The sequence below is a fragment of the Streptomyces sp. NPDC101118 genome, from assembly GCF_044759445.1.
Lineage (GTDB): Bacteria > Actinomycetota > Actinomycetes > Streptomycetales > Streptomycetaceae > Streptomyces.
Genome location: NZ_JBIVZG010000010.1, coordinates 133805 through 156427, shown reverse-complemented (window position 1 = coordinate 156427; position 22623 = coordinate 133805). Strand labels below are relative to the sequence as shown.

The window sequence follows — 22623 nt, the reverse complement described above, 5'->3', positions numbered from 1 at the left end:
GCGGGGGGGAGCGGGTGGGGGGCGCGGGGCGGGGCGGGGGGGGGCTGTGGGCCGCCCCCAACCCCCCGCCCGGGGCGGCCCGGGGGGGGGGGCCCGCCCGGGGCCGGGTCGTGTGGGGCGGGCGCCGCGGGCTACAGCGCGACGCCGAGGAGGGCGTCGACGGTGCGGGACACCACGCCCGGGGCCGAGCCCTCGGAGCCGCCGGTGGACTCCTGGAGCGCCACCCAGCGGTCGACGGCCGCGAGGGCCGCCGGGGCGTTCAGGTCGTCGGAGAGGGCCTCACGGACCTCCTCGACCAGCGCGTCGGCCGAGGGGCCGTCCGGCCAGGACACGGCCGCGCGCCAGCGCGCGAGGCGCGCCTCGGCGTCGGCGAGCACCTGGTCCGTCCACTCCCAGTCCTCGCGGTAGTGGTGGGCCAGCAGGGCGAGCCGGATGGCGCCCGGGTCGACCCCGTCGCGCCGCAGCTTCGAGACGAAGACCAGGTTGCCCTTGGACTTCGACATCTTCTCGCCGTGCAGCGCGACCATGCCCGCGTGCACGTAGGCCTTGGCCATCGGGAACTCCCCGGTGAGCACCTGGGCGTGCGAGGCGCCCATCTCGTGGTGCGGGAAGGCCAGGTCGGAACCGCCGCCCTGGATGTCGAAGCCCATGCCCAGGTGGTCCAGGGCGATGGCGACGCACTCGATGTGCCAGCCGGGGCGGCCGCGCCCCAGCGTGCCGCCGTCCCAGCTGGGCTCGCCCTCGCGGGCGGCCATCCACAGCATCGGGTCGAGCGGGTTCTTCTTGCCCGGGCGGTCCGGGTCGCCGCCGCGCTCGGCGGACAGCAGCCGCATCGCCTCGGCGTCGAGGTTGGAGACCTTGCCGAACTGCGGGTCGGACTCGACGGAGAAGTAGACGTCGCCCTCGAGCTCGTACGCGGCGCCCGCGTCCCGGAGCCGCTCGACGAGCGGGACGATGCCGGGTATGGCCTCGACGGCGCCGATGTAGTGCTGCGGCGGGAGCATCCGCAGGGCGGTCATGTCCTCGCGGAACAGGGCGGTCTCGCGCTCGGCGAGTTCGGTCCAGTCGTGGCCGTCGCGCTCGGCCCGCTCCAGCAGCGGGTCGTCGACGTCCGTCACGTTCTGGACGTAGTGGACCTGCCGCTTGGTGTCGAGCCACACGCGCTGCACGAGGTCGAACGCGTTGTAGGTCGCCGCGTGACCCATGTGGGTCGCGTCGTACGGGGTGATGCCGCAGACGTAGATGCGGGCGACGGGACCGGGGTCGAGGGTGATCTTCCCCTGGGTCGCGGTGTCGTGGATCTGGAGGTCGCGGCCCTTGCCGGGCAGGGCGGGAACCTCAGAAGCGGGCCAGGCATGCATGCCTTGAGCCTAACCGGACACCTGTTCCGGAAACGAACGGGATCCGGGCGGTTGGCCGAATAGGCGCTCTTGCGCCTGCCCCACTCCTGTGCATGGCCCGTTTGCGGAGGTCAGACCGGTGGCCAGGGGATCGCCGGCCACTGTCCGCTCGGCTTGGGGTGCCGTCCGGTGGCCGTCAGCTGCGCCACTCGGTCCCGTACGGCGGCCAGCTCGGCGGCCGTGATCAGTTCGGCCAGCCGGGTGGCGAGGGGGGCTCCCGCGGCGAGCTCGGCGGTGAGCCGGTCCAGGACGGCCAGGGCCTCGTCGGTGAGGGGTTCGTCCGCCCAGCCCCACAGCAGGGTGCGCAGCTTGTCCTCGGTGTTGAAGGTGACGCCGTGGTCGATGCCGTAGAGCCGCCCGCCGGGACCGGGCAGCAGGTGGCCGCCCTTCCGGTCGCCGTTGTTGATCACGGCGTCGAGGACGGCGAGGCGGCGCAGCCGCTCGTCGTCGGCGTGGACGAGGAGGGCGGTGCGGCCCTCCCCGACGTCGGCGAGGCCCACGGCCTTCCAGCCCTCGCCCGGCTCCTCGCCCTCGACGAGGGCCAGCAGGGCCTCCTCGGGCGCGTCGGGGCCGGGATCGATCCACTGCTGGACCATGCCCTCGCCGTAGGGGCCGTCGCGCAGCACGGTGGGCGGGACCAGGCCCCAGCCGGTGGCCTCGGAGACCAGGTAGGCGGCGACCTCGCGGCGGGCCAGGTTCCCGTCGGGGAAGTCCCACAGGGGACGCTCCCCCGCGACGGGCTTGTACACGCATGGTGACGTTGCACCGTCACGCGTGACATCGCACAACAGCACCGCGTTCGACGCCTCGCGGATCCGTCCGCGCACCGTCAGCTCACCGAGGGCGAGCAGCTCCTCGGTCCCGGTCCGTCCCGCTTCTCCGGCGGCGGGCACGCTCGGCTCCACCGTCACGCTCCGCGGCGGTACCCGTTCTGGCGCGGGCATACATGTCCCTCCGGGTCCAGCGGCAGGCTGCACAGGGGGCACGGCGGCCGCCCGGCGTTGACCACGTCCAGGGCCCGCTTGGCGAAGGCGCGGGCCTGCGCCCCGGTGAGCCGCACCCGCAGCATGGGCGGGCCGTTCTCCTCGTCCTGGAGCAGCCGCTCCTCGGCCTCGGCGAGGTCCTCCTCCGAGTCCGCGTCGAGCTCGACCAGGGCCTGCGCCTCGACGATCATCCGCTGCTCCTCGCCGTCCCAGGCCAGGGCCATGGTGCCGACGCGGAACTCCTCGTCCACCGGCACGTCAAGCGGCGCGGTGTCGGCCGCCTCCGCGGGGGCCACGGCAGGGACGGGCGCGTTGCCGCCGGTGCGCCGGACGACCTCGTCCAGCAGCTCGTCCATCCGCTCGGCCAGCGCGGCGACCTGGGTCTTCTCCAGGGAGACGCTGGTGACCCGGGGGCCGGAGGAGGCCTGGAGGAAGAACGTACGGCGTCCAGGCAGACCGACCGTGCCGGCCACGAAGCGGTCCGGCGGGTCGTAGAGGAACACCTGACGGGGCACGTCCAGTCTCCAGATTCATCGGCGCCGACAGCGCAGGGCGGGCAGAGCACGTTTCAGGTTCATCCACCCTACTGCGCCGGTGGATCAACCCGCGCCCGCACCGCCCCCCACCACCGCGTTCCCGCCATCACCGGCCGCCGTGCCGCCCTCGGGGGACGGCTCGCGCGGCACGAGCGAGGCGAAGTCGCCGGTGTCGCCCAGGCGGAGCAGGAAGGGCCGGGTCCGGGTGTAGCGGATCACGGTGACGGAACAGGGCTCGACGGAGACCCGCTGGAACAGGTCGAGGTGCAGGCCGAGCGCGTCCGCCACAAGGGACTTGATGACGTCCCCGTGGGAGCACATCAGGTACAGGGCGTCCGGGCCGTGCTCTGCCTCGATGCGGGCGTTCCACTCGCGCACCGCCTCCGCCGACCGGAAGTGCATGGCGCGCATGGATTCGCCGCCCGGGAACACGGCGGCGGACGGGTGCTGCTGGACCACCTTCATCAGGGGCTCGTCGGCCAGTTCGGCGAGCTTGCGGCCCGACCAGTCGCCGTAGTCGCACTCCCCGATGCGCTCCTCGGTGTGCAGCGGCAGCTCCGGCCGCGCGGCCAGCAGCGGGGCCAGGGTCTCCCGGCAGCGCTGGAGCGGGCTAGTCACCGCCGCGGCCAGCGGCAGGCCCGCCAGCCGGCCCGGCAGGGCCGCCGCCTGCGCGGCGCCGTGCTCGTCGAGGGCGATGCCGGGGGTCAACCCGGCCAGCACGCCGGAGGTGTTCGCGGTCGAGCGTCCGTGCCGCACCAGGATCAAGGTCGCCATGGCCCCCAGCGTAGGCGCTGGCGTGCGCCCCGGGCGGGGCCGGGGAAGAATGCCCGAATGATTGTGGACAGCGCGATTTACCGGGACGGGAAGCGGGTGGCCGGGCCGGCGGACCTCTCCGACGCCCTGGAGGAGGCACGGGCCACCGGCGACGCCTTCCTCTGGGTGGGCATGCACGAGCCCACGGAGAAGGAGTTCGAGCACGTCAGCAGCGAGTTCGGCCTGCACCCCCTCGCCGTCGAGGACGCACTGACCGCGCATCAGCGGCCCAAGCTGGAGGTCTACGACGACTCGCTGTTCGTCGTCCTCAAGCCGGTGCTGTACGACGTGCGGCGGGACACCGTCACCACCGGCGAGCTGATGGTCTTCGTCGGCGACTCCTTCGTGGTCACCGTCCGGCACGGCCAGGGCGGCGCGCTGGCCCCCGTACGCAGCCGCCTGGAGCGGGAGGCGGACGTGCTGCGGCACGGGCCGACGGCCGTGCTGTACGCCGTCAGCGACATGGTGGTCGACCACTACATCGAGGTGGCCGCCGAGCTCCAGGCCGACCTGGAGGAGCTGGAGACCGAGGTGTTCCAGCCGGACGGCGGGGACCCCAGGAACACCGCCGCGCGGATCTACGGCTTCAAGCGCCAGGTCCTGGAGTTCCGGCGGGCCACCGCCCCGCTGGCCCAGCCGATGGCCCGGCTGGCCGGCCCGGGGGTGCCGTTCGTGCACGAGCACTCCCGGCCGTTCTTCCGGGACGTCGCCGACCACCTCACCAAGGCCAACGAGTACGTCGAGGGCCTGGACCGGCTGCTCAGCGACGCCCTCTCGGCCCACCTCGCCCAGATGGGCGTGCGCCAGAACGACGACATGCGGAAGATCTCCGCGTGGGCGGCGATGGCCGCGGTGCCGACGATGGTGGCCGGGATCTACGGCATGAACTTCAGCCACATGCCGGAGCTGGGCTGGCGCCTCGGCTACCCCGGGGTGCTGCTGCTGATGGGCCTGACCGTGTGGGGGCTCCACCGGCTCTTCAAGCGCCGCGGCTGGCTGTAGCCCCGGCCCCCCTCCGGGCCGGACCGACCGGCGTCGGACCAGCTCGGGTCAGGCCGGCTCGGGTCAGGCCGGCTCGGGTCAGGCCGGCTCGGGTCAGGCCGGCTCGGGTCAGGCCGGCTCGGGTCAGGCCGGTTCGGGCACCGGGGTGACCGGCCCGCCGAGTGCGTCGCGCCGCTCGGGCATGGCCAGGCCGACCGCGCGGTGCCAGCCCGCGAAGCGCTCGTACGCGTGCATGCCCCGGATGCCGGCGGCCAGCGCGGCCGACTTCGCCTTCGGCCACTTGAGGATCCGGCCCATGTGCTCCATCACGGCCAGGCTGACGTCGCGGTAGACGACGATCTCCGCGAGCGCGCTCTCGCGCAGCACCCGCTGGATCGTGCGGCCGTGCCCCTCGTGGTTCAGCCGGAGCAGCTCCTCGTGGCAGTAGGCGAGGTGGTTGTCCTCGTCGTTGCTGATCATCCGGATGGCCCGGCCGACCTCGGGGTGGTCCCCGAAGTGCTTCCTGAGCATCACCATCTGGTCCGCGGCCCGCTGCTCGGTGACCCGGCTGTGCGAGAGGTAGACGACGATGTCCTCCTCGGTCAGCCGCTCCTCCGCGCGCAGCTTCGAGTGGGCCAGGCCGATGCCGTTCTTCTCCAGCAGCATCGTGTAGTCCGTCTCGGGCGGCACCGGGACCGGCTCCAGGCCGCGCTTCCTCAGCAGCTGCTGGAAGATCCGGCCGTGCTTGTCCTCGTCGGCACCGTGCCGGGTGATCTTCGGGGCCATGTCCGCCATGCCCGTCGGCACGAGCGCGGCGATCCGGGCGTTCTCCCAGCCGCCCTGCGTCTCCCCGCTGGCCGCGATGGAGCAGAAGAGCCGGTAGGACTCGTCGTTGTCGATGATCTCCTGGAACAGGCTTCGGGCCGAGAGCATGACTGCCACCTCTTTCGCGGTCACCCCCGGCCTCCGAGTCAACTGCCGACGGGGTGCGCGGGCAACCGGGTGCCGGACGGACTCGGCCGAACGGAGGACGCGCCCGGCGGGGCCCGCGGAGGTGCGGCGCCCGCCCGCCCGTAACCACCCGGGCCCCTGGCGCGTTGTTCGCGGTGACGGCCGTGGCGGGGAAGACCCCCGAGCCCCCACCACGGCCGCGGCCCTCTTCCGGACCGGGTACGCGTCCGCCGCCCCGGGCCCGATGCGCATCCGCCGCCTCCGGCCTCCCGGCGCCCGGCCGCCTCACGCGGCCGCGGCGCCGGCCGTCGCCGCTAGGCCAGGCCCGCCAGCTCCAGCGCCTCGACGCCGGCCCGCAGCGAGGCGAGCCGCTCGTCCAGCGTGAAGCCCGCCGGGGCCAGCGTCAGCGTGGTGACCCCCGCCTCCGCGTACGCCTTCATGCCGTCCGCGATCCGCTCCACCGGACCGAGCAGGGTCGTCGAGTCGATCAGCTGGTGCGGTACGGCCGCGGCCGCGCCCGCCTTGTCGCCGCCCAGGTACTTGTCCTGGATCTCGGCGGCCTCCTTCTCGTACCCCATGCGCTGCGCGAGCTGGTTGTAGAAGTTCTGCTTCCGGCTGCCCATGCCGCCCACGTAGAGCGCGGTGTACGGACGGAACATGTCGGCCAGCCCCGTCACGTCCGGGCCCACGGCCAGCGGGACCGTCGGGCACACGTCGAAGCCCTCCATGGTCAGCCCGGCCTTCTCGCGGCCCGCCCGGATGTGGGTGAGCGCGGTGGCCTCCAGGTGCTCGGCCGCCGGGAAGATCAGCAGGGCGCCGTCGGCGATCTCACCGGTCTGCTCCAGGTTCTTCGGGCCGATCGCGGCGATGTAGAGCGGGATGTGCTCGCGCTCCGGGTGGACGGTCAGCTTGATCGGCTTGCCGGGGCCGCCGGGCAGCGGCAGCGTCCAGTGCTCGCCGTCGTACGACAGCCGCTCGCGGGTCATCGCCTTGCGGACGATCTCGACGTACTCGCGCGTGCGGGCCAGCGGCTTGTCGAACTTCACGCCGTACCAGCCCTCGGAGACCTGCGGGCCCGAGACGCCGAGGCCGAGCCGGAACCGGCCGCCCGAGAGGGAGTCGAGGGTGGCCGCGGTCATCGCCGTCATCGCGGGCTGGCGGGCCGGGATCTGCATGATGGCCGAGCCCACGTCGATGCGCTCGGTCTGCGCGGCGACCCAGGAGAGCACGGTCGGCGCGTCGGAGCCGTAGGCCTCTGCGGCCCAGCAGACGTCGTAGCCGAGGCGGTCCGCCTCCCGCGCGACGGCGAGATTGTCGGCGTCCATGCCCGCGCCCCAGTAGCCGAGGTTGATGCCGAGCCTCATGACCTGTCCCCTTACCGATCAGTAACGTCCTGGTGCCGGGACTGTAGCGCGCGCAGGTCCGATCCGTCAGTGCCCCCAGTAGTCTCAGCGCTCATGGAGCAGAGGCAACTCGGCCGCACCGGCCTGCGGGTGTCCAGGATCGGACTCGGCACGCTCACCTGGGGGCGGGACACCGACGAGCACGACGCGGCCGACCAGTTGAAGACCTTCTGGGAGGCGGGCGGCACGCTGGTCGACACCGCCGACGTGTACGGCGGCGGGGACGCCGAGTACCTGCTCGGGCAGCTCGTCGGGGGCCTCGTGCCGCGGCGCGACCTGGTGATCGCCACCAAGGCGGGCAGCGTGCCCGACCCCGACCGGCGGTCCGACGGCTCCCGCGGGCACCTGCTGGCCGCGCTGGACGACTCACTGGCCCGGCTGGGCACCGACCACGTCGACCTCTGGCAGCTGCACGCCTTCGACCCGTACACCCCGCTGGAGGAGACGCTCGGGGCGCTGGACCTGGCGGTGACCAGCGGCCGGGCCCGCTACGTCGGCGTGTCGACCCTGTCGGGCTGGCAGCTGGCGAAGGCCGCGACCTGGCAGCTGGCGGCGCCGGGTGCGCGCACCCCGCTGGCGAGCACGCAGATGGAGTACTCGCTGCTCCAGCGGGGCGTCGAGCGCGAGGTGCTGCCCGCCGCCCTGGACCTGGGCCTCGGACTGCTGCCGTCCTCCCCGCTCGGGCGCGGGGTGCTGACCGGCAAGTACCGGGGCGGGGCCGCCCCGGTGGGCTCGCGGGGCGACTCCGAGCACCTGGCGCCCTTCGTCGCGCCGTACCTGGACGAGACCGCGAGCCGGATCGTGGACGCGGTCCTGACGGCGGCGAACGGGCTCGCGGTCACCCCGCTCCAGGTGGCCCTGGCCTGGGTGCGCGACCGGCCGGGCGTGGCCGCGCCGGTGGTCGGCGCGCGGACGGCGCAACAGCTGACGGAGGCGCTGTCAGTGGAGGCCCTTAGTCTTCCCGAGGAGATCCGCCTGGCGCTGGACGACGTGTCCGCGCCGGTGCACCGCTATCCCGACCAGGACTGGAGCGAGCTGTGAGCACGGAGCCGGGGGCGCCCGAGGCGCCGCACACCGGGGAGCCCGGAGACACCGGGGCACCGACGGCGGCGGAGGCCGCCGGCCCCTCGGATGCCGCGCACCCGGAGGACACCCCGGACACCGGCCACGGCCCGGGCCCGGGAAGCGCCGCGGACGACGGTGCGGAGGCGGGCACGGACGCCGAGGCGGGTACGGACGCGGAGGCGGGTACGGAGGCCCAGGAGGGCGTCGGCTCCGGCGCGGACGGGGACGCCGGCGTGGACGCGGACGGCGGCACGGACGCGGACGCGGACGGCGGCACCGGGGCGCAGGGCGGCACGGACGCGGCCGCCGGGGCGGACGCGGAGGGTGGCGGGGCGGCGCCGCAGCTGAGCGAGGCCGAGGCCGAGCTGGCCGCGCAGAAGGTCGAGCGGGAGCGCATCGCGCGGCGCAAGGCCGAGCGCACGGCTCCCATCGAGGCCGGGGCCGGGCTCAGCGGCACCGCGGCCGACCTGCTGGCCGCGGTGCGCGCCGTGGAGGGCGGTGGCAAGCCCGCCCGGCCCGTGTTCGACGAGGCCGCCCCCGCGCCCCGCCGGGCGGCCCCCGCTCCGCCGCCGGCCCCCCGCGCCCCCGCGCCGGCCCCGGCACCGGCCGCCACGCCGGAACTCCTCGCCGCGGTGCGCGAGGTGCTGGCCCGCGGCGGCGCCCCGGAGGCCCTGGCCGCGCCCGCCGTCGAGGCGCTCGGCACCGGCGCGGCGGAGCTGCTGCGCGAGGACCCCTGGCAGCTGCTGGCGGTCGCCTCCGTACGTCCCGCCCAGGCCGACGGCTTCGCCCGCGCGCTGCTGGGCCCCGACTGCGGTCCCGGGGACGAGCGGCGCGTACTCGCCCTGACCGGCTGGCTGCTGGAGCAGGCGGCGGTCAAGGGGCACACCGCCCTGGAGCAGCCCGTCCTGGCGTCCGCGCTCGGGCAGTACGGGGTGCCCGACCCGGAGCGGGCCGTGGAACTGGCCGTCTCCGAGGGCACGGTGATCGTCTTCCAGGAGCCCCTCGGCGAACCGCAGGCGTCGCGGGACACGGAGCACGCGGAGGACGCCGAGGACGCGGACGAGGAGGTTCCGGTCCGTGTCCTGCTGGGCCTGGAGAGCCACACGCTGGCCGAGGAGAGCCTCGCGGACGGCCTGTTCCGGCTGATCGGCACGTTCGGCAAGGGCGGGGACGCCGACTGGGAAGGGGCCGCTGCACAGGCGCCGTCGCCGTCCGCGGCCGAGCTGGTCCGCGCGGCGGCGGGGCACGGCCTGGTCGTCCACACCGGCGGCGAGGCCGCCCGGGCGGAGCCGGCCGCGCTGGTGGCCGCCGCCCGGTCGTTGGGGCTGCGGGCGTGCGCGGCCACGCACACGGCCGACGCGCGGGACCGGCTGGGGGCCGGCGCGGTCACCGTCGCGGGCCTGCTGTCCGGCGCGGAGGGCCCCGGCCGGGACGCGGAGGGCGCGCTCGCGCTGGACCTGCTGGTCGTGCTGGACGCCCCCCAGCTGGACGTGGACCGCGCCGCGGCGCTGGTGGAGTCGGTGCCGGACGGCGCGCGGCTGGTGCTGAGCGGCGATCCCGCGGTGCTCGGACCGGCGGGTGCCGGGCGGGTGTTCGGGGATCTGATCGCGGCGCGGGTCTGCCCGCAGGTCGCCTCCCGCACCCCGGACCCCGGCCCGGTCGGCGAGCTGGTGTCCGGCATCGGCGTGGGCGAGCTGAACCAGGTCGAGGCTCCCGGCAAGGAGGTCGTGATCGTCCCGGTGCGGGACGCCGGCGAGGCCGTGCACCGCACGGTGCAGCTGGTCGCGGACTCGGTGCCGCGCGCCTTCGGCGTGGCCGCCGACCAGGTCCGGGTGATCACCCCCGGGCACGGCGGCACGGCGGGCACGCGGGCGCTGAACGCGGCGCTGAAGGAGCGGCTGAACCCCGGCCCGGGCAGGTTCGGCGGCTTCGACCCCGGCGACCTGGTGGTGCACGTGCCGGCCCCGGGCCGGGCGGTGCCGGGCCGGGTGGTCTCGGCCGACGCGGCGGGGCTGCACCTGGACTGCGCGGGCGAGCGGGTCGTCGTACCGAAGGACCGCGTGGAGCAGGCGGTGCGGCACGGCTGGGCGGTGACCGCGCACCAGGCGGTGGGCGGCCGCTGGCCGGCCGTGGTGGTGGTGCTGCCGGGCGACGCGGCGGAGGCGCTGTCGCGGGACTGGGTGTACACGGCGTTCGGGCGGGCCGAGCGTCACCTGTCGGTGGTGCACGGGGTGGACCAGGCGCTGCCGCGGGCCGTGGCGGAGGTGCTGCCGAAGCCCCGTACGACGCGGCTGACGGCCCTGCTCCGGACGCTGGCGGCGCAGACCGCGGAGTAGGGCGTCGGGCCGGCAGCTGCCGGTGCGGGCGGCGCCCGGCGGCCCCTGAGGGGGCTGCCGGGCGCCGTTTTCGTTGTGGCCGGGGCCGGCCGGTGGCCGGGCCGGCGGTCGCGTGGGCCCCGGGGTCGGGACGGTCAGCGGTCGGACGGGCAGCGGTCGGGACGGGCAGCGGTCGGGACGGGCAGCGGTCGGGACGGGCAGCGGTCGGAACCGTCAGCGGTCGAGGGGTTCCAGTTCCTCGTCGTCGAGTTCGTCGTCGAAGACCGAGCTGACGTCGATGCGGTGCAGCACGCTGCCCGGATCGGCGTGGTCGAAGGGGGTGTTGAGCCACTCGCCGGGCTCGGGGGCCTCCTCGGCCGCAGTGATCCAGAGCGTGGAGTCGCCCTCTTCGAGGCCGAACTCCTTGTAGCGGGAGGCGATCTCGTCGGGTTCGTACTCGCCGAAGAGCACCCCGAGGGCCTCGGCCGTGCCCCCTCCCTCGCCGGGCTCGTCCTCGTGGTGCAGGGCGGCGACGCGGTCGGCCTGGGCGACCAGCCGCTGGGGTTCGGCGACCAGGTAGTCGCGGCGGATCAGGACGCTGAAGGAGGTGGGTTCGGCGGGCCCGCTGTACGGGGCCTGGCCCTCCCCCGCGGGGATCTCGAAGGGGGTCACCTCGTCGTACCGCTCGTAGAGCAGTTCGTCGTACTCCTCGGCCGCTGCGGCCAGTTCGTTGAAGGCGGCGTAGACGGCCGGGTCGTCGTCCCCTGACCGGCCTTCGACCGCCGCCAGGTGACGGTCCAGCGCGGTCTTGACCGCCTCGGCGGCGGCGCGTACCTCGGCAGCGGTGGGCTGAGCGGCATCAGACATAGTGCAGACGCTATCCGTACGAGGCCCGTGCCCGCACAATAGATGCGATGCCGGAATACGAATTCGTCGACGTGTACGTGCCGCGCGGTGTGAGCCGTAAGGAGGCGACCCGTCTGCTGACCGACCACGCCGAGTACGGGAACTGGGAGGTGGACCGGTTGAGCCTGCACCGGGACGGCAGCCGCCGGGTGCGGCTGCGCCGCCGGATCATCCGCCAGCTCCGGGCCACCTGGTGAGACCGGGGTGGCCCGGATCCGGGTGACGGGCGCCGGCTAGCCGGCGGCGCCGTCGCCGCGGGTGCGGCGGTAGAGCACGGTCCCGGCGAGGAGCATGCCGCCGGCGAGCGGCAGGCCCGCGCCGAGGGCTCCCGCGCCGGTCTGCGCGAGCTCGGAGCCGCGCTCGCCGTGGACACCGGTGCCGATGCGGCCGGTGCCCGGCTTCGCCGTGCCCGGGGTGCCGGGCTTCCCCGGGTGGTTCTTGCCGGGGCCGGGCTGGGCCGGCGTGCCGGGCCCACCGGGGGTCCCGGGCGTGCCCGGGGTGCCGGGGTGGCCCGGAGTGCCGGGGTGGCCGGGCGTACCGGGGGTGCCGGGGTGGCCTGGCGTGCCCGGGGTGCCGGGAGTCCCCGGCGTGCCCGGGTTACCGGGGTGTCCCGGAGTCCCGGGGGTGCCCGGGTGGCCCGGAGTGCCAGGGTTGCCGGGGTGTCCGGGATGGCCGGGAGTGCCCGGATGGCCCGGCTTTCCGGGGCCGGGAAGATTGGCGCAATCGTTTCCCAGCGCGGGGTTCAGCAGGCCGACCACGTCGGCCGTGTTCCCGCAGGCGTTGACCGGGAGCCGGAGCGGGGCCTGGATCAGGTTGCCCGAGCCCACGCCCGGCGAGCCGTGGGCGTCGCCGTGCGCGCCGGAGCCGGACCCGCCGCCGTCGGCGTGGTCGCCGGAGCCGCCGTACCCGCCGTGGTCCCCGTGGCCGCCGCCCGTGTTGGCGCAGCGGTTGCCCGCGGCCGGGTTCAGCAGACCGATGACGGAGACGGTGTTGCCGCAGGCGTTCACGGGTGCGTGCACCGGCGCCTGGATGGTGTTCCCGGACAGTACGCCCGGGGAATTCGAAGTGCCCCCCACGGCACCGGAATCCGCGTGTGCGTAGCCCCCACCCAGAGCGAGGGCACCGCCCGCGGCCGCCATGGTGAAGAGAGTCTTCCTGGTGACCTGTCGCATTGCTGCTCGTTCCCTGCTTGTGCGTTCCGGATCGGCGTACGTGCTCCCCTGCCCGGACGCCGAAGTGCTGGATGGCCCGCGGCCCCGGAACGCGGGAGGTGCGTTCCGGGGCCCGGGCTCAGACCCTTGGAAGGGTGAGACTTCGACGTCAGGCGTTGACGCAGGTGTTGCCGAAGGCCGGGTTCAGCAGGCCGATCACGTTGACCGTGTTGCCGCACACGTTGACCGGCACGTGAACCGGGACCTGGACGACGTTGCCGGAGAGCACACCGGGCGAACCGACAGCGGCGCCCTGGGCACCGGCGTCGGCGACGGCGAGGCCCGCACCCGCGAGAACCAGGCCACCGGTGGCAGCCGCAGCAGCGACAACCTTCTTGATCATCATTCCTCCTAGTAGGCAATGCGGTCCCAGCCGCGGACCGCACCACCAACAACGAGGAGGACCAACCAGGGCTACGAGCTTATGGTCGCATTCACTCTTCCGCGTGGTGTGCGAACACCTTGGCGATCGTTCAGCAGTTGTCGATGAATCGGTCGAGCACGCGCACGCCGAACTTCAGGCCGTCGACCGGGACGCGCTCGTCGACCCCGTGGAACATGCCGGCGAAGTCCAGCTCGGGCGGCAGCTGGAGCGGCGCGAAGCCGAAGCAGCGGATGCCGAGGTCGTCGAAGGACTTGGCGTCCGTACCGCCGGAGAGCATGTACGGCACGGCGCGGGCGATCGGGTCCTCCGCCTTGAGGGCGGTCTGCATGGCGTCGACCAGACGGCCGTCGAAGTCGGTCTCCAGGGCCTTGTCGCCGTGCACGTCCTCCCGCCTGACCTTCGGGCCGAGGATCCGGTCGAGGTCGGCCAGGAACTCCTGCTCGTACCCGGGCAGGAAGCGGCCGTCGACGTGGGCGGTGGCCTGGCCGGGGATGACGTTCACCTTGTAGCCGGCGCCGAGCATCGTGGGGGCGGCGGAGTTCCGCAGGGTCGCGCCGACCATCTTGGCGATGCCGCCGAGCTTGGCCAGGGTGCCGTCCATGTCCTCGGGGTCGAGGGGGGTGCCCAGGGCGTCGGAGAGCTCGTCCAGGAAGGACCGCACGGTCTTGGTGACCCGGACCGGCCACTGGTGGCGGCCCAGCCGGCCGACGGCCTCGCACAGCTCGGTGATGGCGTTGTCGTTGTTGGTCATCGAGCCGTGGCCCGCGGTGCCCTCGACGGTGAGGCGCATCCAGTGCATGCCCTTCTGCGCCGTCTCGACCAGGTAGAGGCGCAGGTTCTCGTTGACCGTGAAGGAGAAGCCGCCCACCTCGCCGATGGCCTCGGTGACGCCCTCGAAGAGGTCGGGGTGCTTGTCGACCAGGTGGCGGGCGCCGTAGGTGCCGCCGGCCTCCTCGTCGGCGAGGAAGGCCAGCACGATGTCCCGCGGGGGCTTGCGGCCGGTGCGCAGGCGGTCGCGGACGACCGCGAGGGTCATGGCGTCCATGTCCTTCATGTCGACCGCCCCGCGGCCCCACACGCAGCCGTCGGCGACCTCGCCCGAGAAGGGGTGGTGGGTCCAGTCGGCCGCGTTGGCCGGGACCACGTCGGTGTGGCCGTGGATGAGCAGGGCGGGCTTGGAGGGGTCCTCGCCCGCGATCCGGGCGACGGTGGAGGCGCGCCCCTTGTGGGACTCGAAGATCTGCGGCTCCAGGCCGACCTCGGCGAGCTTCTCCGCCACGTACTCGGCGGCCTTGCGTTCGCCCGGCCCGGAGTGGTCGCCGTAGTTGCTGGTGTCGATCCGGATCAGTTCGCGGCAGAGGTCGACGACCTCGTCCTCGCCGGAGACGGTCCTGCCGGTGCTCGACTCGCTCACGCTGCTTCCTCCCACACTCGGTGCCGGTGATCCCCCTCATCCTCTCGCCCCGGCCGCCGCTGCCCAAGGGCGGACCCGGCCGGACCCGCCGGGAGCACGGCCGGAGCCGGTCCGGAGGGGGCGCGCGGGGGTGTGATCGGAGCACTCCGAATCCCTGGTAATGTTCTCTTCGTCGGAGCGGCCCGGAAGGGACGCGAGACAGACACCTTGTCCGGGTGGCGGAATGGCAGACGCGCTAGCTTGAGGTGCTAGTGCCCTTTATCGGGCGTGGGGGTTCAAGTCCCCCCTCGGACACAGATGAGGACCCCAGTCGATGCGACTGGGGTCCTCGCCGTTTCCCCGGTGACGGGCTCCGGTCACGTGTGACATTGCGGTGTCACCTGTGACCGGACACGCCCGCGGGGAACGGGAAGGGCCCCGCGGTCCGGGAGTGTCCCGGACCGCGGGGCCCTTCGGCGTCGCGGGGGCTGCGTCAGCCGGTGCGCGTCGCGCTGTCCGTGCCGGCGGCGATGGCGGCCACGCGGCGGCGGACGAGGTACCAGCCGCCGACCAGGGCGGCGCCGATCAGGGGCAGGAACATCACCGTCTGGCGGCCCACTCCCCCGTCGCTCCACATCAGCACCAGCACGGTGACGAGGAAGACCAGCGTGACGATCTGCGTGTACGGGGCCCAGGGCAGCCGGTAGCCGGGGCGGGTGACCAGGCCGGCCCGGGAGCGGCGCCAGAACAGCAGCGAGCAGATCATGACCATGGCCCAGGTGCCCAGGATGCCGATCGAGGCGAGGTTCAGCACGATCTCGAAGGCGTCGGAGGGCACGAAGTAGTTGAGGGCCACGCCGGCGACGCCGAAGGCGGCGGTGAACAGCACGCCGCCGTAGGGGACCTTGCCCTTGTTCATGCGGGCGGTGAACCGCGGCGCGGAGCCCGACATCGCCATGGAGCGCAGGATGCGGCCGGTGGAGTAGAGGCCGGAGTTCAGGGAGGAGAGCGCGGCGGTCAGCACGACCAGGTTCATGACGCCCGCGGTGCCGGGGACGCCGAGCTTGTCGAAGACGGTGACGAACGGGCTCTGGTCGCCGGAGTACGCGGTGTACGGCAGCAGCAGGGCGAGCAGGACGACCGAGCCGACGTAGAAGACGCCCACGCGCCACATGATCGAGTTGATCGCCTTCGGCATGATCTTCTCGGGGTTCTCGGTCTCGCCGGCGGCGACGCCGCACAGCTCGACGGAGGCGTACGCGAAGACGACGCCCTGGACGACGAGCAGCATCGGCAGCACGCCGGCGGGGAAGAGGCCGCCGTTGTCGGTGATGCTGGACAGGCCCGGGGTGTGGCCGTCGACGGGGTGGCTGGTGGCGACGAGGTAGATGCCCACCAGCATGAACGCCACGAGGGCGGCGACCTTGACGATCGAGAACCAGAACTCCATCTCACCGAACCAGCGGACGGAGATGAGGTTGGCGGCCAGCACCACGGAGAGGGCGATCAGCGCGAGGAACCACTGGGGGATGTCGCTGAACATGGCCCAGAAGTGGGCGTAGGTGGCGGCGGCCGTGATGTCGGCCACGGTGGTGGTCGACCAGTTGAGGAAGTACAGCCAGCCGGCGGCGTACGCGCCCTTCTCGCCCATGAACTCGCGGGCGTAGGAGACGAAGGCGCCCGAGGAGGGGCGGTAGAGGACCAGCTCGCCGAGGGCCCGTACGACGAAGAAGGCGAACACGCCGCAGACCGCGTACGCGATGGCGAGCGAGGGGCCTGCTCCGGCGAGGCGGCCGCCCGCGCCGAGGAACAGGCCGGTGCCTATCGCTCCGCCGATCGCGATCATGTTGATGTGGCGGGACTTCAGGTCCTTGCTGTAGCCCTCGTCACCGGCGTCGACGTGCGGGGTCGCCGCGGTCGTCTGGGCCGCGGTCAGGGTGCGGTCACTCATGTATGACTTCGCCTTCGTGGATGGGACAGGCAGGTCCGGGCGGCACGGAGGCGGTCTGTTGTGGTCCGCTCGCGGTGCCGGAGGTCCGCCGGTCCGGCGGTCGCTCCGCACCTCCGGGGATCGCCCCGTCGGTGACCCGGGCGCCCGGACTCGGGCCTGCGGGCGCGGTCCTGGGCATGGGTACAACGGCCACAAGGAGACCATGAGCTACTGGATCAGCCAAAACCGGGCGGACCGCTGCTGCGGTCCGCCCGGTTCGGTGGGGTGTGGCGCGGTATCGGTGGCGCGCCGGGTGACGTGTGACGTGGTACGCGGCGGGGGTCAGTCGCGCGCGGCGGCCTGGTCGAGGCGGAACGCCTCGTTGCCCAGGCCGATCCGGGCGTGCGCCTCGGGGTTGCGGGAGCGCAGGACCGCGCCGTGGAGCAGGCCGAGGACGGCGGCGGCGCCGATGAGGCCGGGCAGGATCCAGCTCAGGGCGGAGCCGGGGCCGGCGCCGACCAGGACGCCGAAGTCCTTGACGGTGTAGACGGCGATGCCGAGCAGGGCGAGTCCGGCCAGGCCGGCCGCGGCCAGGCGCCAGACCTGGGCGCCGGCGGCGCCGCGCCGTACGAAGAAGGCGATGACGGCGAAGGACGCGGTGGCCATCAGTACGGTGACGCCGAAGGCGCCGACGCTGCCCATCCAGGTGAACAGGTGCAGGACCGGGGTGGTGGGGTCGCCCGCCGGCTTGTCGTCGGTGAGGGCGAAGGCGGCCACGACGAGCACGGAGACGACGGTCTGGAGCAGCGAACCGGTGGCGGGGGCTCCGCTGGTGGGGCTGGTGCGGCCGAAGGCGGAGGGGAGCAGGCCCTCGCGGCCCATGGCGAACGCGTAGCGGGCGACGACGTTGTGGAAGCTGAGCATGGCGGCGAACATGCCGGTGACGAAGAGGACGTGCAGCACGTCGGTGAAGGCGGTGCCGAGGCGGGCGCCGGTGAGCTCGAAGAGCAGGCCGGGGCCGGCCTTCAAGGAGGTGTCCACGACGGCGGAGGGCCCGGTGGCCACGGTGAGGGCCCAGGCGCTGAGGGCGAAGAAGAGGGCGACGAAGCCGACCGCCAGGAACATGACGCGGGACACGACGATGTGCGGGCGGCTGGTCTCCTCGGCGTAGACCGGGGACTGTTCGAAGCCGACGAACGCGGCGATGCAGAAGCACAGGGCGGTGCCGAGGCCGGCGCCGCCGAGGGTGGCGGGGTCGAAGGCGGCGAGCGAACGGCCCTCCGGGCCCGGCTCGACGAGGGCGGCGACGTCGAAGATCACGACGAGGGCGCACTCGACGAGCAGCAGCACGCCGAGGACCCGGGCGTTGAGGTCGATCTTGAGCCAGCCCAGCGCACCGGTGACGGCGACGCCGGCCAGGGCGGGGATCCACCAGGCGACCTGCACGTCGAGGTAGGTGGCGAAGAGGCCGGAGACCTCGAAGCCGAGGATGCCGTACACGCCGACCTGCATGGCGCTGTACGCGACGAGGGCGACCAGGGAGGCGCCGGCGCCCGCGGTGGGGCCGAGGCCGCGGGCGATGTAGGCGTAGAAGGCGCCCGCGTTGTGGACGTGCCGGCTCATCTCGGCGTAGCCGATGCCGAAGAGCGCCAGGACGAGGCCCAGGATCACGAAGAGCAGGGGCTGTCCGACGATGCCCATCACGCCGAACGTGGTGGGCATCACGCCGGCGACGACCATGAGGGGCGCGCTGGCGGCGAGTACGGAGAGCAGGAGGCCCGCGGTGCCGAGCCGGTCGGCGCGCAGCGCGCGGTCCTGGCCCTTGTACGTGCGTATCTCGGCCGTGCCGGGGAGCGTGCTGGAACTGCCCGTCGCCATGGCGGGTGGTCCTTTCCGAACGGGGGTGGCGTCGGGCTGGGGATGGTCCCGACGGTGGTGCGGCGTGGTGCGGCGTGCTGCGTTGCGGAGGGGTGGAGCGGTGCGGGGGTGCGGCGTGGAGCGGGTGGGGCGCGGTCGTGCCGGGTGGGGCGGGTGGTGCCGGGTGGGGCAGGTGGTGCCGGGTGGTGCCGGGTGCGGGGTGGTGCCGGGTGCGGGGTGGTGCCGGGTCAGGCGGAGCCGAGGGCCGCGCTGCGGGCGGCCAGGAAGGCCTGGTGCGGGTCGAGGTCGGGGTACGACCAGGGGGCGGGGGTGGCGTGCCGGCCGATCCGGTGGAACAGGGCGGCGGCCTCGGCCGGGCGGCCCTCGCAGAGCTTGGCGTGGGCGAGGAAGTTGAGGTCGATGCGGTTGCGCGGGTGGTCCTCGCGCTCCCACTCCAGCCACCAGTCGAAGGCCGAGCGCAGCACCTGGCGGGCGCGGCGGCCCGACCAGTGGTCGGCGGCGCCGGGGGCGTGTCCCTCGGCGGCCAGCACGCGGTAGCGCTCGGCGTGGGCGATGACCGGCAGCACGGCGAGCGGGGAGTCGGCCGGTGACTCCTCGGCGGCCCAGGCGGCGAAGTCGTACACCTCGTGGAGCGGGTCGGGGCCCGCCGCCGGGGCGTGTTCGGCGAGCCGGGCGACCATCAGGTGGTGGGCGTGGTGGTGCTCGCGGTGCCGGGCGCGGACCTGGTCGAAGGTGCGGGTGAACTCCTCGGCCGGGCCGAAGGCGCGGGCCAGGAGCAGGAGTCCGAGCCAGGGCGTGGGGTCGGCGGGTTCGCGGGCCGCGGCGGCACGGCAGGCCTGTTCCGCCTTCTCCGGCGAACCCTTTCCGCGCAGGGCCGCGAAGACCTGGGCGCAGGCGAGGAGGGTCGCGGCGTCGGCGCTCTCGGGTTCGGCGAGGAGCCATTCGCGGGACCAGGCCACGGCGGCGGGCGTCTCGGCGAGGACGACCACCCGGTGGCCGCGGCGGTCCCAGTCGTCGCCGGTGGCGACCAGCAGGGCGCGCGCCTTGACCCATCGACCCTGGGTGAACTGACCGCGTACGTCGACGAGTTCGGTGTCGCAGAGGGCGGGGTCGAAGAACTGGTCGTCCTTCTTGCGGGGGCGGCCGAAGGGCGGCGGCGGAGGCGGCGACATCCGCGGACTTCCCTCCAGGCACACGGTCATCGGTGTCAACTACGGTCTACGAGCGAATGATCACGCACAGCAAAGCGGTAGGGGTTGCTCCGAGTCAAGGTCCAGTCCACTACGTGGCGCGTTTCAACTGGTCCGGAACGCGGTGCAGTTGGCCGGAACGGCCGCCCCGGGGCGGAGGGCGGGCCGCCGCCGGACGGCCGGAGCCGAGGGGCCCCGGCCGGTGGCGGGTCAGCCGGTGGCCGCCGCGGCCGCGCGGCCCGCCGCACGGCCGGAGAACAGGCAGCCGCCGAGGAAGGTGCCCTCCAGGGCGCGGTAGCCGTGCACGCCCCCGCCGCCGAAGCCGGCGGCCTCGCCGGCCGCGTACACGCCGGGCAGCGGCTCGCCGCCCTCGGTGAGGACCCGGGAGGAGAGGTCGGTCTCCAGCCCGCCGAGGGACTTGCGGGTGAGGATGTTCAGCCGTACGGCGATCAGCGGGCCGGCCTCGGGGTCGAGGATGCGGTGCGGCGCGGCGGTGCGGATCAGCTTGTCGCCGAGGTACCTGCGGGCCCCGTGGATGGCGGTGACCTGGAGGTCCTTGGTGAACGGGTTGGTGATCTCGCGGTCGCGGGCGACGATCTCGCGGCGCAGCGCGTCCTCGTCGATGAGCGGCTCCTCGGTGAGCGCGTTCATGCCGCGGACCAGGGCGGACAGGTCGCGCTCGACGACGAAGTCGACGCCGTGGTCCATGAAGGCCCTGACCGGGCCGGGCACGGCCTGCCGGGCGCGGTTGATCACGTCGCGGACCGACCGGCCGGTGAGGTCCGGGTTCTGCTCGGACCCGGAGAGCGCGAACTCCTTGCCGATGATGCGCTGGTCGAGCACGAACCAGGTGTGGTCGTGGCCGGTGCGCATGATGTGTTCGAGCGTGCCGAGGGTGTCGAAGCCGGGGAAGAGCGGTACGGGCAGCCGCTTGCCGGTGGCGTCGAGCCAGAGGCTGGACGGGCCGGGCAGGATGCGGATGCCGTGGCGGGGCCAGATGGGGTCCCAGTTCTCGATGCCCTCGGTGTAGTGCCACATGCGGTCCTTGTTGATGTGGCGTGCGCCCGCCCGTTCGGTGATGCCGAGCATCAGGCCGTCGACGTGCGCGGGCACGCCGGAGAGGAGCTTGGCGGGCGGGGTGCCGAGGCGGGCCGGCCACTGGGCGCGGACCAGGTCGTGGTTGCCGCCGATGCCTCCGGAGGTGACGATCACGGCCTGGGCGCGGAGTTCGAAGGCGCCGGTGACCTCGCGGCTGCTGGACTGGCCGCGGGCGACCGCGGAGGGTTCGAGGACCTCTCCGGTGACGGTGTCCACGGCGCCGGCGCTGCGGCCGAGGCCGGTGACGCGGTGCCGGAACCGCAGCTCGACCAGGCCCCGGGCCACGCCGGCCCGGACCCGCCGCTCGAAGGGCTCGACCAGGCCGGGGCCGGTGCCCCAGGTGATGTGGAAGCGGGGCACGGAGTTGCCGTGGCCGTTGGCGTCGTAGCCGCCGCGCTCGGCCCAGCCGACGACGGGGAAGAAGCGCACGCCCTGCGCGTGCAGCCAGGACCGCTTCTCGCCGGCGGCGAAGTCGACGTACGCCTCGGCCCAGCGGCGGGGCCAGAGGTCCTCGGGCCGGTCGAAGCCGGCGGTGCCGAGCCAGTCCTGGAGGGCCAGGGCGTGGCTGTCCTTGATGCGCATGCGCCGCTGTTCCGGCGAGTCGACGAAGAACAGGCCGCCGAAGGACCAGTGGGCCTGGCCGCCGAGGGACTGCTCGGGCTCCTGGTCGAGCAGGATCACCTTCCTGCCCGCGTCCACCAGCTCGGCGGTGGCCGCGAGGCCTGCGAGTCCGGCTCCGATAACGATCACGTCTGCGTCGTACGCCATGGCCAGATCTTGGCTACGCGGCGGTAACCCGTCAACAGCGGTGCTTGGATGAATCCATGAGCGCTTCCGAGGAGATCCTGGACATCGTGGACGAGAACGACCGGGTGGTGGGGCGGGCGACCCGGGGCGAGATGTACGCGCAGGGGCTGCGGCACCGCTGCGTGTTCGTCCAGGCGCGCGACGCCGGGGGACGGGTCTTCGTGCACCGGCGGACCGCCACGAAGCTGGTGTTCCCGTCGCTGTACGACATGTTCGTGGGCGGCGTGGTCGGGGCGGGCGAGAGCTACGCCGAGGCCGCGCTGCGGGAGGCCGAGGAGGAGCTGGGGGTGTCGGGGCTGCCGCAGCCGGTGCCGCTGTTCAAGTTCCTGTACGAGGATCCGGCGAGCGGGCAGTCCTGGTGGTCGTACGTGCACGAGGTGCGGTGTGACATGGCGGTCGATCCACAGGTGGAGGAGGTGGCCTGGCACGCCTTCCTCGACGAGGCCGAGCTGGAGCGGCGGCTCGACGGCTGGGCGTGGGTGCCGGACGGGCTCGACGCGTACCGGCGGCTGAGGGCCTTCCGCGCGGGGCGCGCGGAGGGGCCGCAGTAGATTGCCCGGGTGATCGACTTCCTGAAGGACGTGCGCTTCTGGTTCTCGCCGGAGCTGCTCCGCGACGAGGGCGGCACCCCGGACTACCGGTTCTCGCTGGCCAACGAGCGGACCTTCCTGGCCTGGGTGCGGACCGCGCTGGCGCTGGTGGGCGGCGGGTTCGCCGTGGACCAGTTCCTGCCGGACCTGCGGTGGGGCGTACGCGTCGGGATCGCGGTGGCACTGCTGGTGGTGGGCGCGGCCTGCGCGCTGCGGGCGGTCAACCACTGGATGCGGTGCGAACGTGCGATGCGGCGGGGCGAGGACCTGCCGCTGTCCCGCTTCCCGGTGGTGCTCACGCTGGGCGTGGCGCTGGTCGCGCTGGTGATGATCGTGGTGGTCCTGCTGGGCTGGACGGCGGGGCAGTGACCGGGGTTCCGGCAGCGGCCGGGGTCCCGGGGGCGGGCGGGGCCGGGCGGGCGGGCGGGGGCCGGCGGGCGGGCGGGGCCGGGCCGCCGGCGGACGACGGGACGACGGCGCGGGATCCGGGGCTCCAGCCGGAGCGGACCCGGCTGGCGTGGCGGCGCACCACGCTGACCTGCACGGTGGTGGCGGTGCTGGCGCTCAAGCAGGCGCTGCGGAGCTCCGGTTCGCCGCTCACGGTGGCGGGGACCGCGCTGATCACGCTGGTCTGGGCGGGGTTCCTGGTGGTGGCGCACCGCCGGATCCGGGCGCTCGCCGCGCCCCGGCCGGCGCTGCTGCCGGTGCACCACGCGCTCGCGGCCGGTCTGGGCATCGCGGTGCTGGCGGGCTTCGCGGTGGTGGTGATCCTCGCGGCCTGAGCGGGC

Annotated in this window: 21 protein-coding genes and 1 tRNA gene; 8 read left to right on the top strand and 14 right to left on the bottom strand. The window is 74.0% G+C overall.

Features of this window, described 5'->3' with window-relative positions; all coding sequences use genetic code 11:
• Nucleotides 1–131 precede the first annotated feature (131 nt).
• The 4 genes from mshC to ACIQUQ_RS18420 form a co-directional block, all read right to left on the bottom strand.
• On the bottom strand, nt 132–1361 hold the full coding sequence (gene mshC / locus ACIQUQ_RS18435) for a cysteine--1-D-myo-inosityl 2-amino-2-deoxy-alpha-D-glucopyranoside ligase (protein WP_403976881.1): 1230 nt from the start codon (nt 1359–1361) through the stop codon (nt 132–134).
• Nucleotides 1362–1471: 110 nt separating this feature from the next.
• Nucleotides 1472–2344 (bottom strand): SCO1664 family protein, encoded by an 873-nt coding sequence (locus ACIQUQ_RS18430; protein ID WP_403976879.1) that lies wholly within the window; start codon nt 2342–2344, stop codon nt 1472–1474.
• Nucleotides 2308–2898 carry a DUF3090 domain-containing protein gene (locus tag ACIQUQ_RS18425; protein WP_403976877.1) on the bottom strand — a complete coding sequence of 197 codons (591 nt, stop codon included), beginning with the start codon at nt 2896–2898 and terminating at the stop codon, nt 2308–2310. The genes ACIQUQ_RS18430 and ACIQUQ_RS18425 overlap by 37 nt, the downstream gene beginning before the upstream one ends.
• 84 nt (nt 2899–2982) lie before the next feature.
• The gene (locus tag ACIQUQ_RS18420; protein ID WP_403976875.1) at nt 2983–3693 is read right to left on the bottom strand and encodes a histidine phosphatase family protein; all 711 of its coding nucleotides are present in this window, start codon (nt 3691–3693) and stop codon (nt 2983–2985) included.
• A gap of 57 nt (nt 3694–3750) precedes the next feature.
• Here ACIQUQ_RS18420 and ACIQUQ_RS18415 point away from each other — a divergent pair, with 57 nt between their 5' ends.
• Nucleotides 3751–4734: a magnesium and cobalt transport protein CorA gene (locus tag ACIQUQ_RS18415; protein WP_403976873.1), complete on the top strand. Its 984-nt coding sequence runs from the start codon at nt 3751–3753 to the stop codon at nt 4732–4734.
• A gap of 123 nt (nt 4735–4857) precedes the next feature.
• Here the strand turns inward: ACIQUQ_RS18415 and ACIQUQ_RS18410 are convergent, their stop codons facing one another.
• Both ACIQUQ_RS18410 and ACIQUQ_RS18405 read right to left on the bottom strand, forming a co-directional pair.
• On the bottom strand, nt 4858–5646 hold the full coding sequence (locus ACIQUQ_RS18410; protein ID WP_403976871.1) for a ferritin-like domain-containing protein: 789 nt from the start codon (nt 5644–5646) through the stop codon (nt 4858–4860).
• A 332-nt stretch (nt 5647–5978) separates the two neighbouring features.
• Nucleotides 5979–7028 (bottom strand): LLM class F420-dependent oxidoreductase, encoded by a 1050-nt coding sequence (locus ACIQUQ_RS18405; protein WP_399957498.1) that lies wholly within the window; start codon nt 7026–7028, stop codon nt 5979–5981.
• A gap of 93 nt (nt 7029–7121) precedes the next feature.
• Between ACIQUQ_RS18405 and ACIQUQ_RS18400 the strand changes: the two genes are divergently transcribed.
• Entirely contained in the window at nt 7122–8108 is a 987-nt protein-coding gene (locus ACIQUQ_RS18400) for an aldo/keto reductase (protein WP_403976868.1), read from the top strand.
• The gene (locus ACIQUQ_RS18395) at nt 8105–10468 is read left to right on the top strand and encodes an ATP-binding domain-containing protein (RefSeq protein ID WP_403976866.1); all 2364 of its coding nucleotides are present in this window, start codon (nt 8105–8107) and stop codon (nt 10466–10468) included. Before ACIQUQ_RS18400 ends, ACIQUQ_RS18395 begins: the two co-directional genes overlap by 4 nt.
• Before the next feature lie 213 nt (nt 10469–10681).
• Here the strand turns inward: ACIQUQ_RS18395 and ACIQUQ_RS18390 are convergent, their stop codons facing one another.
• Entirely contained in the window at nt 10682–11314 is a 633-nt protein-coding gene (locus ACIQUQ_RS18390) for a hypothetical protein (RefSeq protein WP_403976865.1), read from the bottom strand.
• Between the two features lie 47 nt (nt 11315–11361).
• Between ACIQUQ_RS18390 and ACIQUQ_RS18385 the strand changes: the two genes are divergently transcribed.
• Complete coding sequence (locus ACIQUQ_RS18385) at nt 11362–11550, top strand: DUF5703 family protein (RefSeq protein WP_403976863.1); 189 nt, start codon at nt 11362–11364, stop codon at nt 11548–11550.
• A gap of 36 nt (nt 11551–11586) precedes the next feature.
• On the opposite strand, the gene ACIQUQ_RS18380 is transcribed toward ACIQUQ_RS18385, so the two are convergent.
• The 3 genes from ACIQUQ_RS18380 to ACIQUQ_RS18370 form a co-directional block, all read right to left on the bottom strand.
• The gene (locus tag ACIQUQ_RS18380) at nt 11587–12525 is read right to left on the bottom strand and encodes a chaplin (RefSeq protein WP_403976861.1); all 939 of its coding nucleotides are present in this window, start codon (nt 12523–12525) and stop codon (nt 11587–11589) included.
• A gap of 148 nt (nt 12526–12673) precedes the next feature.
• Nucleotides 12674–12907 (bottom strand): chaplin ChpH, encoded by a 234-nt coding sequence (chpH, locus tag ACIQUQ_RS18375; protein WP_399957482.1) that lies wholly within the window; start codon nt 12905–12907, stop codon nt 12674–12676.
• 130 nt (nt 12908–13037) lie between these two features.
• Entirely contained in the window at nt 13038–14363 is a 1326-nt protein-coding gene (locus ACIQUQ_RS18370) for a M20/M25/M40 family metallo-hydrolase (protein ID WP_403976858.1), read from the bottom strand.
• A 209-nt stretch (nt 14364–14572) separates the two neighbouring features.
• On the opposite strand from ACIQUQ_RS18370, the gene ACIQUQ_RS18365 reads away from it, so the two are divergent.
• Nucleotides 14573–14657: transfer RNA gene (locus ACIQUQ_RS18365), tRNA-Leu, on the top strand.
• A gap of 178 nt (nt 14658–14835) precedes the next feature.
• Here ACIQUQ_RS18365 and ACIQUQ_RS18360 read toward each other — a convergent pair.
• The 4 genes from ACIQUQ_RS18360 to ACIQUQ_RS18345 all read right to left on the bottom strand — a co-directional run bounded on the left by ACIQUQ_RS18360 (nt 14836) and on the right by ACIQUQ_RS18345 (nt 21206).
• Nucleotides 14836–16293, bottom strand: a complete 1458-nt coding sequence (locus tag ACIQUQ_RS18360; protein WP_403976855.1) for an amino acid permease — start codon at nt 16291–16293, stop codon at nt 14836–14838.
• Nucleotides 16294–16614: 321 nt separating this feature from the next.
• Complete coding sequence (locus ACIQUQ_RS18355; RefSeq protein ID WP_403976853.1) at nt 16615–18150, bottom strand: APC family permease; 1536 nt, start codon at nt 18148–18150, stop codon at nt 16615–16617.
• Between the two features lie 227 nt (nt 18151–18377).
• Nucleotides 18378–19322, bottom strand: a complete 945-nt coding sequence (locus ACIQUQ_RS18350) for a hypothetical protein (RefSeq protein ID WP_403976851.1) — start codon at nt 19320–19322, stop codon at nt 18378–18380.
• Nucleotides 19323–19550: 228 nt separating this feature from the next.
• Nucleotides 19551–21206, bottom strand: a complete 1656-nt coding sequence (locus ACIQUQ_RS18345; RefSeq protein WP_403976849.1) for an FAD-binding dehydrogenase — start codon at nt 21204–21206, stop codon at nt 19551–19553.
• A gap of 56 nt (nt 21207–21262) precedes the next feature.
• Here ACIQUQ_RS18345 and ACIQUQ_RS18340 point away from each other — a divergent pair, with 56 nt between their 5' ends.
• From ACIQUQ_RS18340 to ACIQUQ_RS18330, 3 genes are read left to right on the top strand one after another with little or no spacing between them, the layout of a single operon-like run.
• On the top strand, nt 21263–21796 hold the full coding sequence (locus tag ACIQUQ_RS18340) for an NUDIX domain-containing protein (RefSeq protein WP_403976847.1): 534 nt from the start codon (nt 21263–21265) through the stop codon (nt 21794–21796).
• A gap of 9 nt (nt 21797–21805) precedes the next feature.
• A complete protein-coding gene (locus ACIQUQ_RS18335) occupies nt 21806–22204 on the top strand; it encodes a YidH family protein (protein WP_403976845.1) in 399 nt (132 codons plus the stop codon).
• Nucleotides 22201–22617, top strand: a complete 417-nt coding sequence (locus tag ACIQUQ_RS18330) for a DUF202 domain-containing protein (RefSeq protein WP_403976843.1) — start codon at nt 22201–22203, stop codon at nt 22615–22617. The genes ACIQUQ_RS18335 and ACIQUQ_RS18330 overlap by 4 nt, the downstream gene beginning before the upstream one ends.
• Nucleotides 22618–22623: the final 6 nt, after the last annotated feature.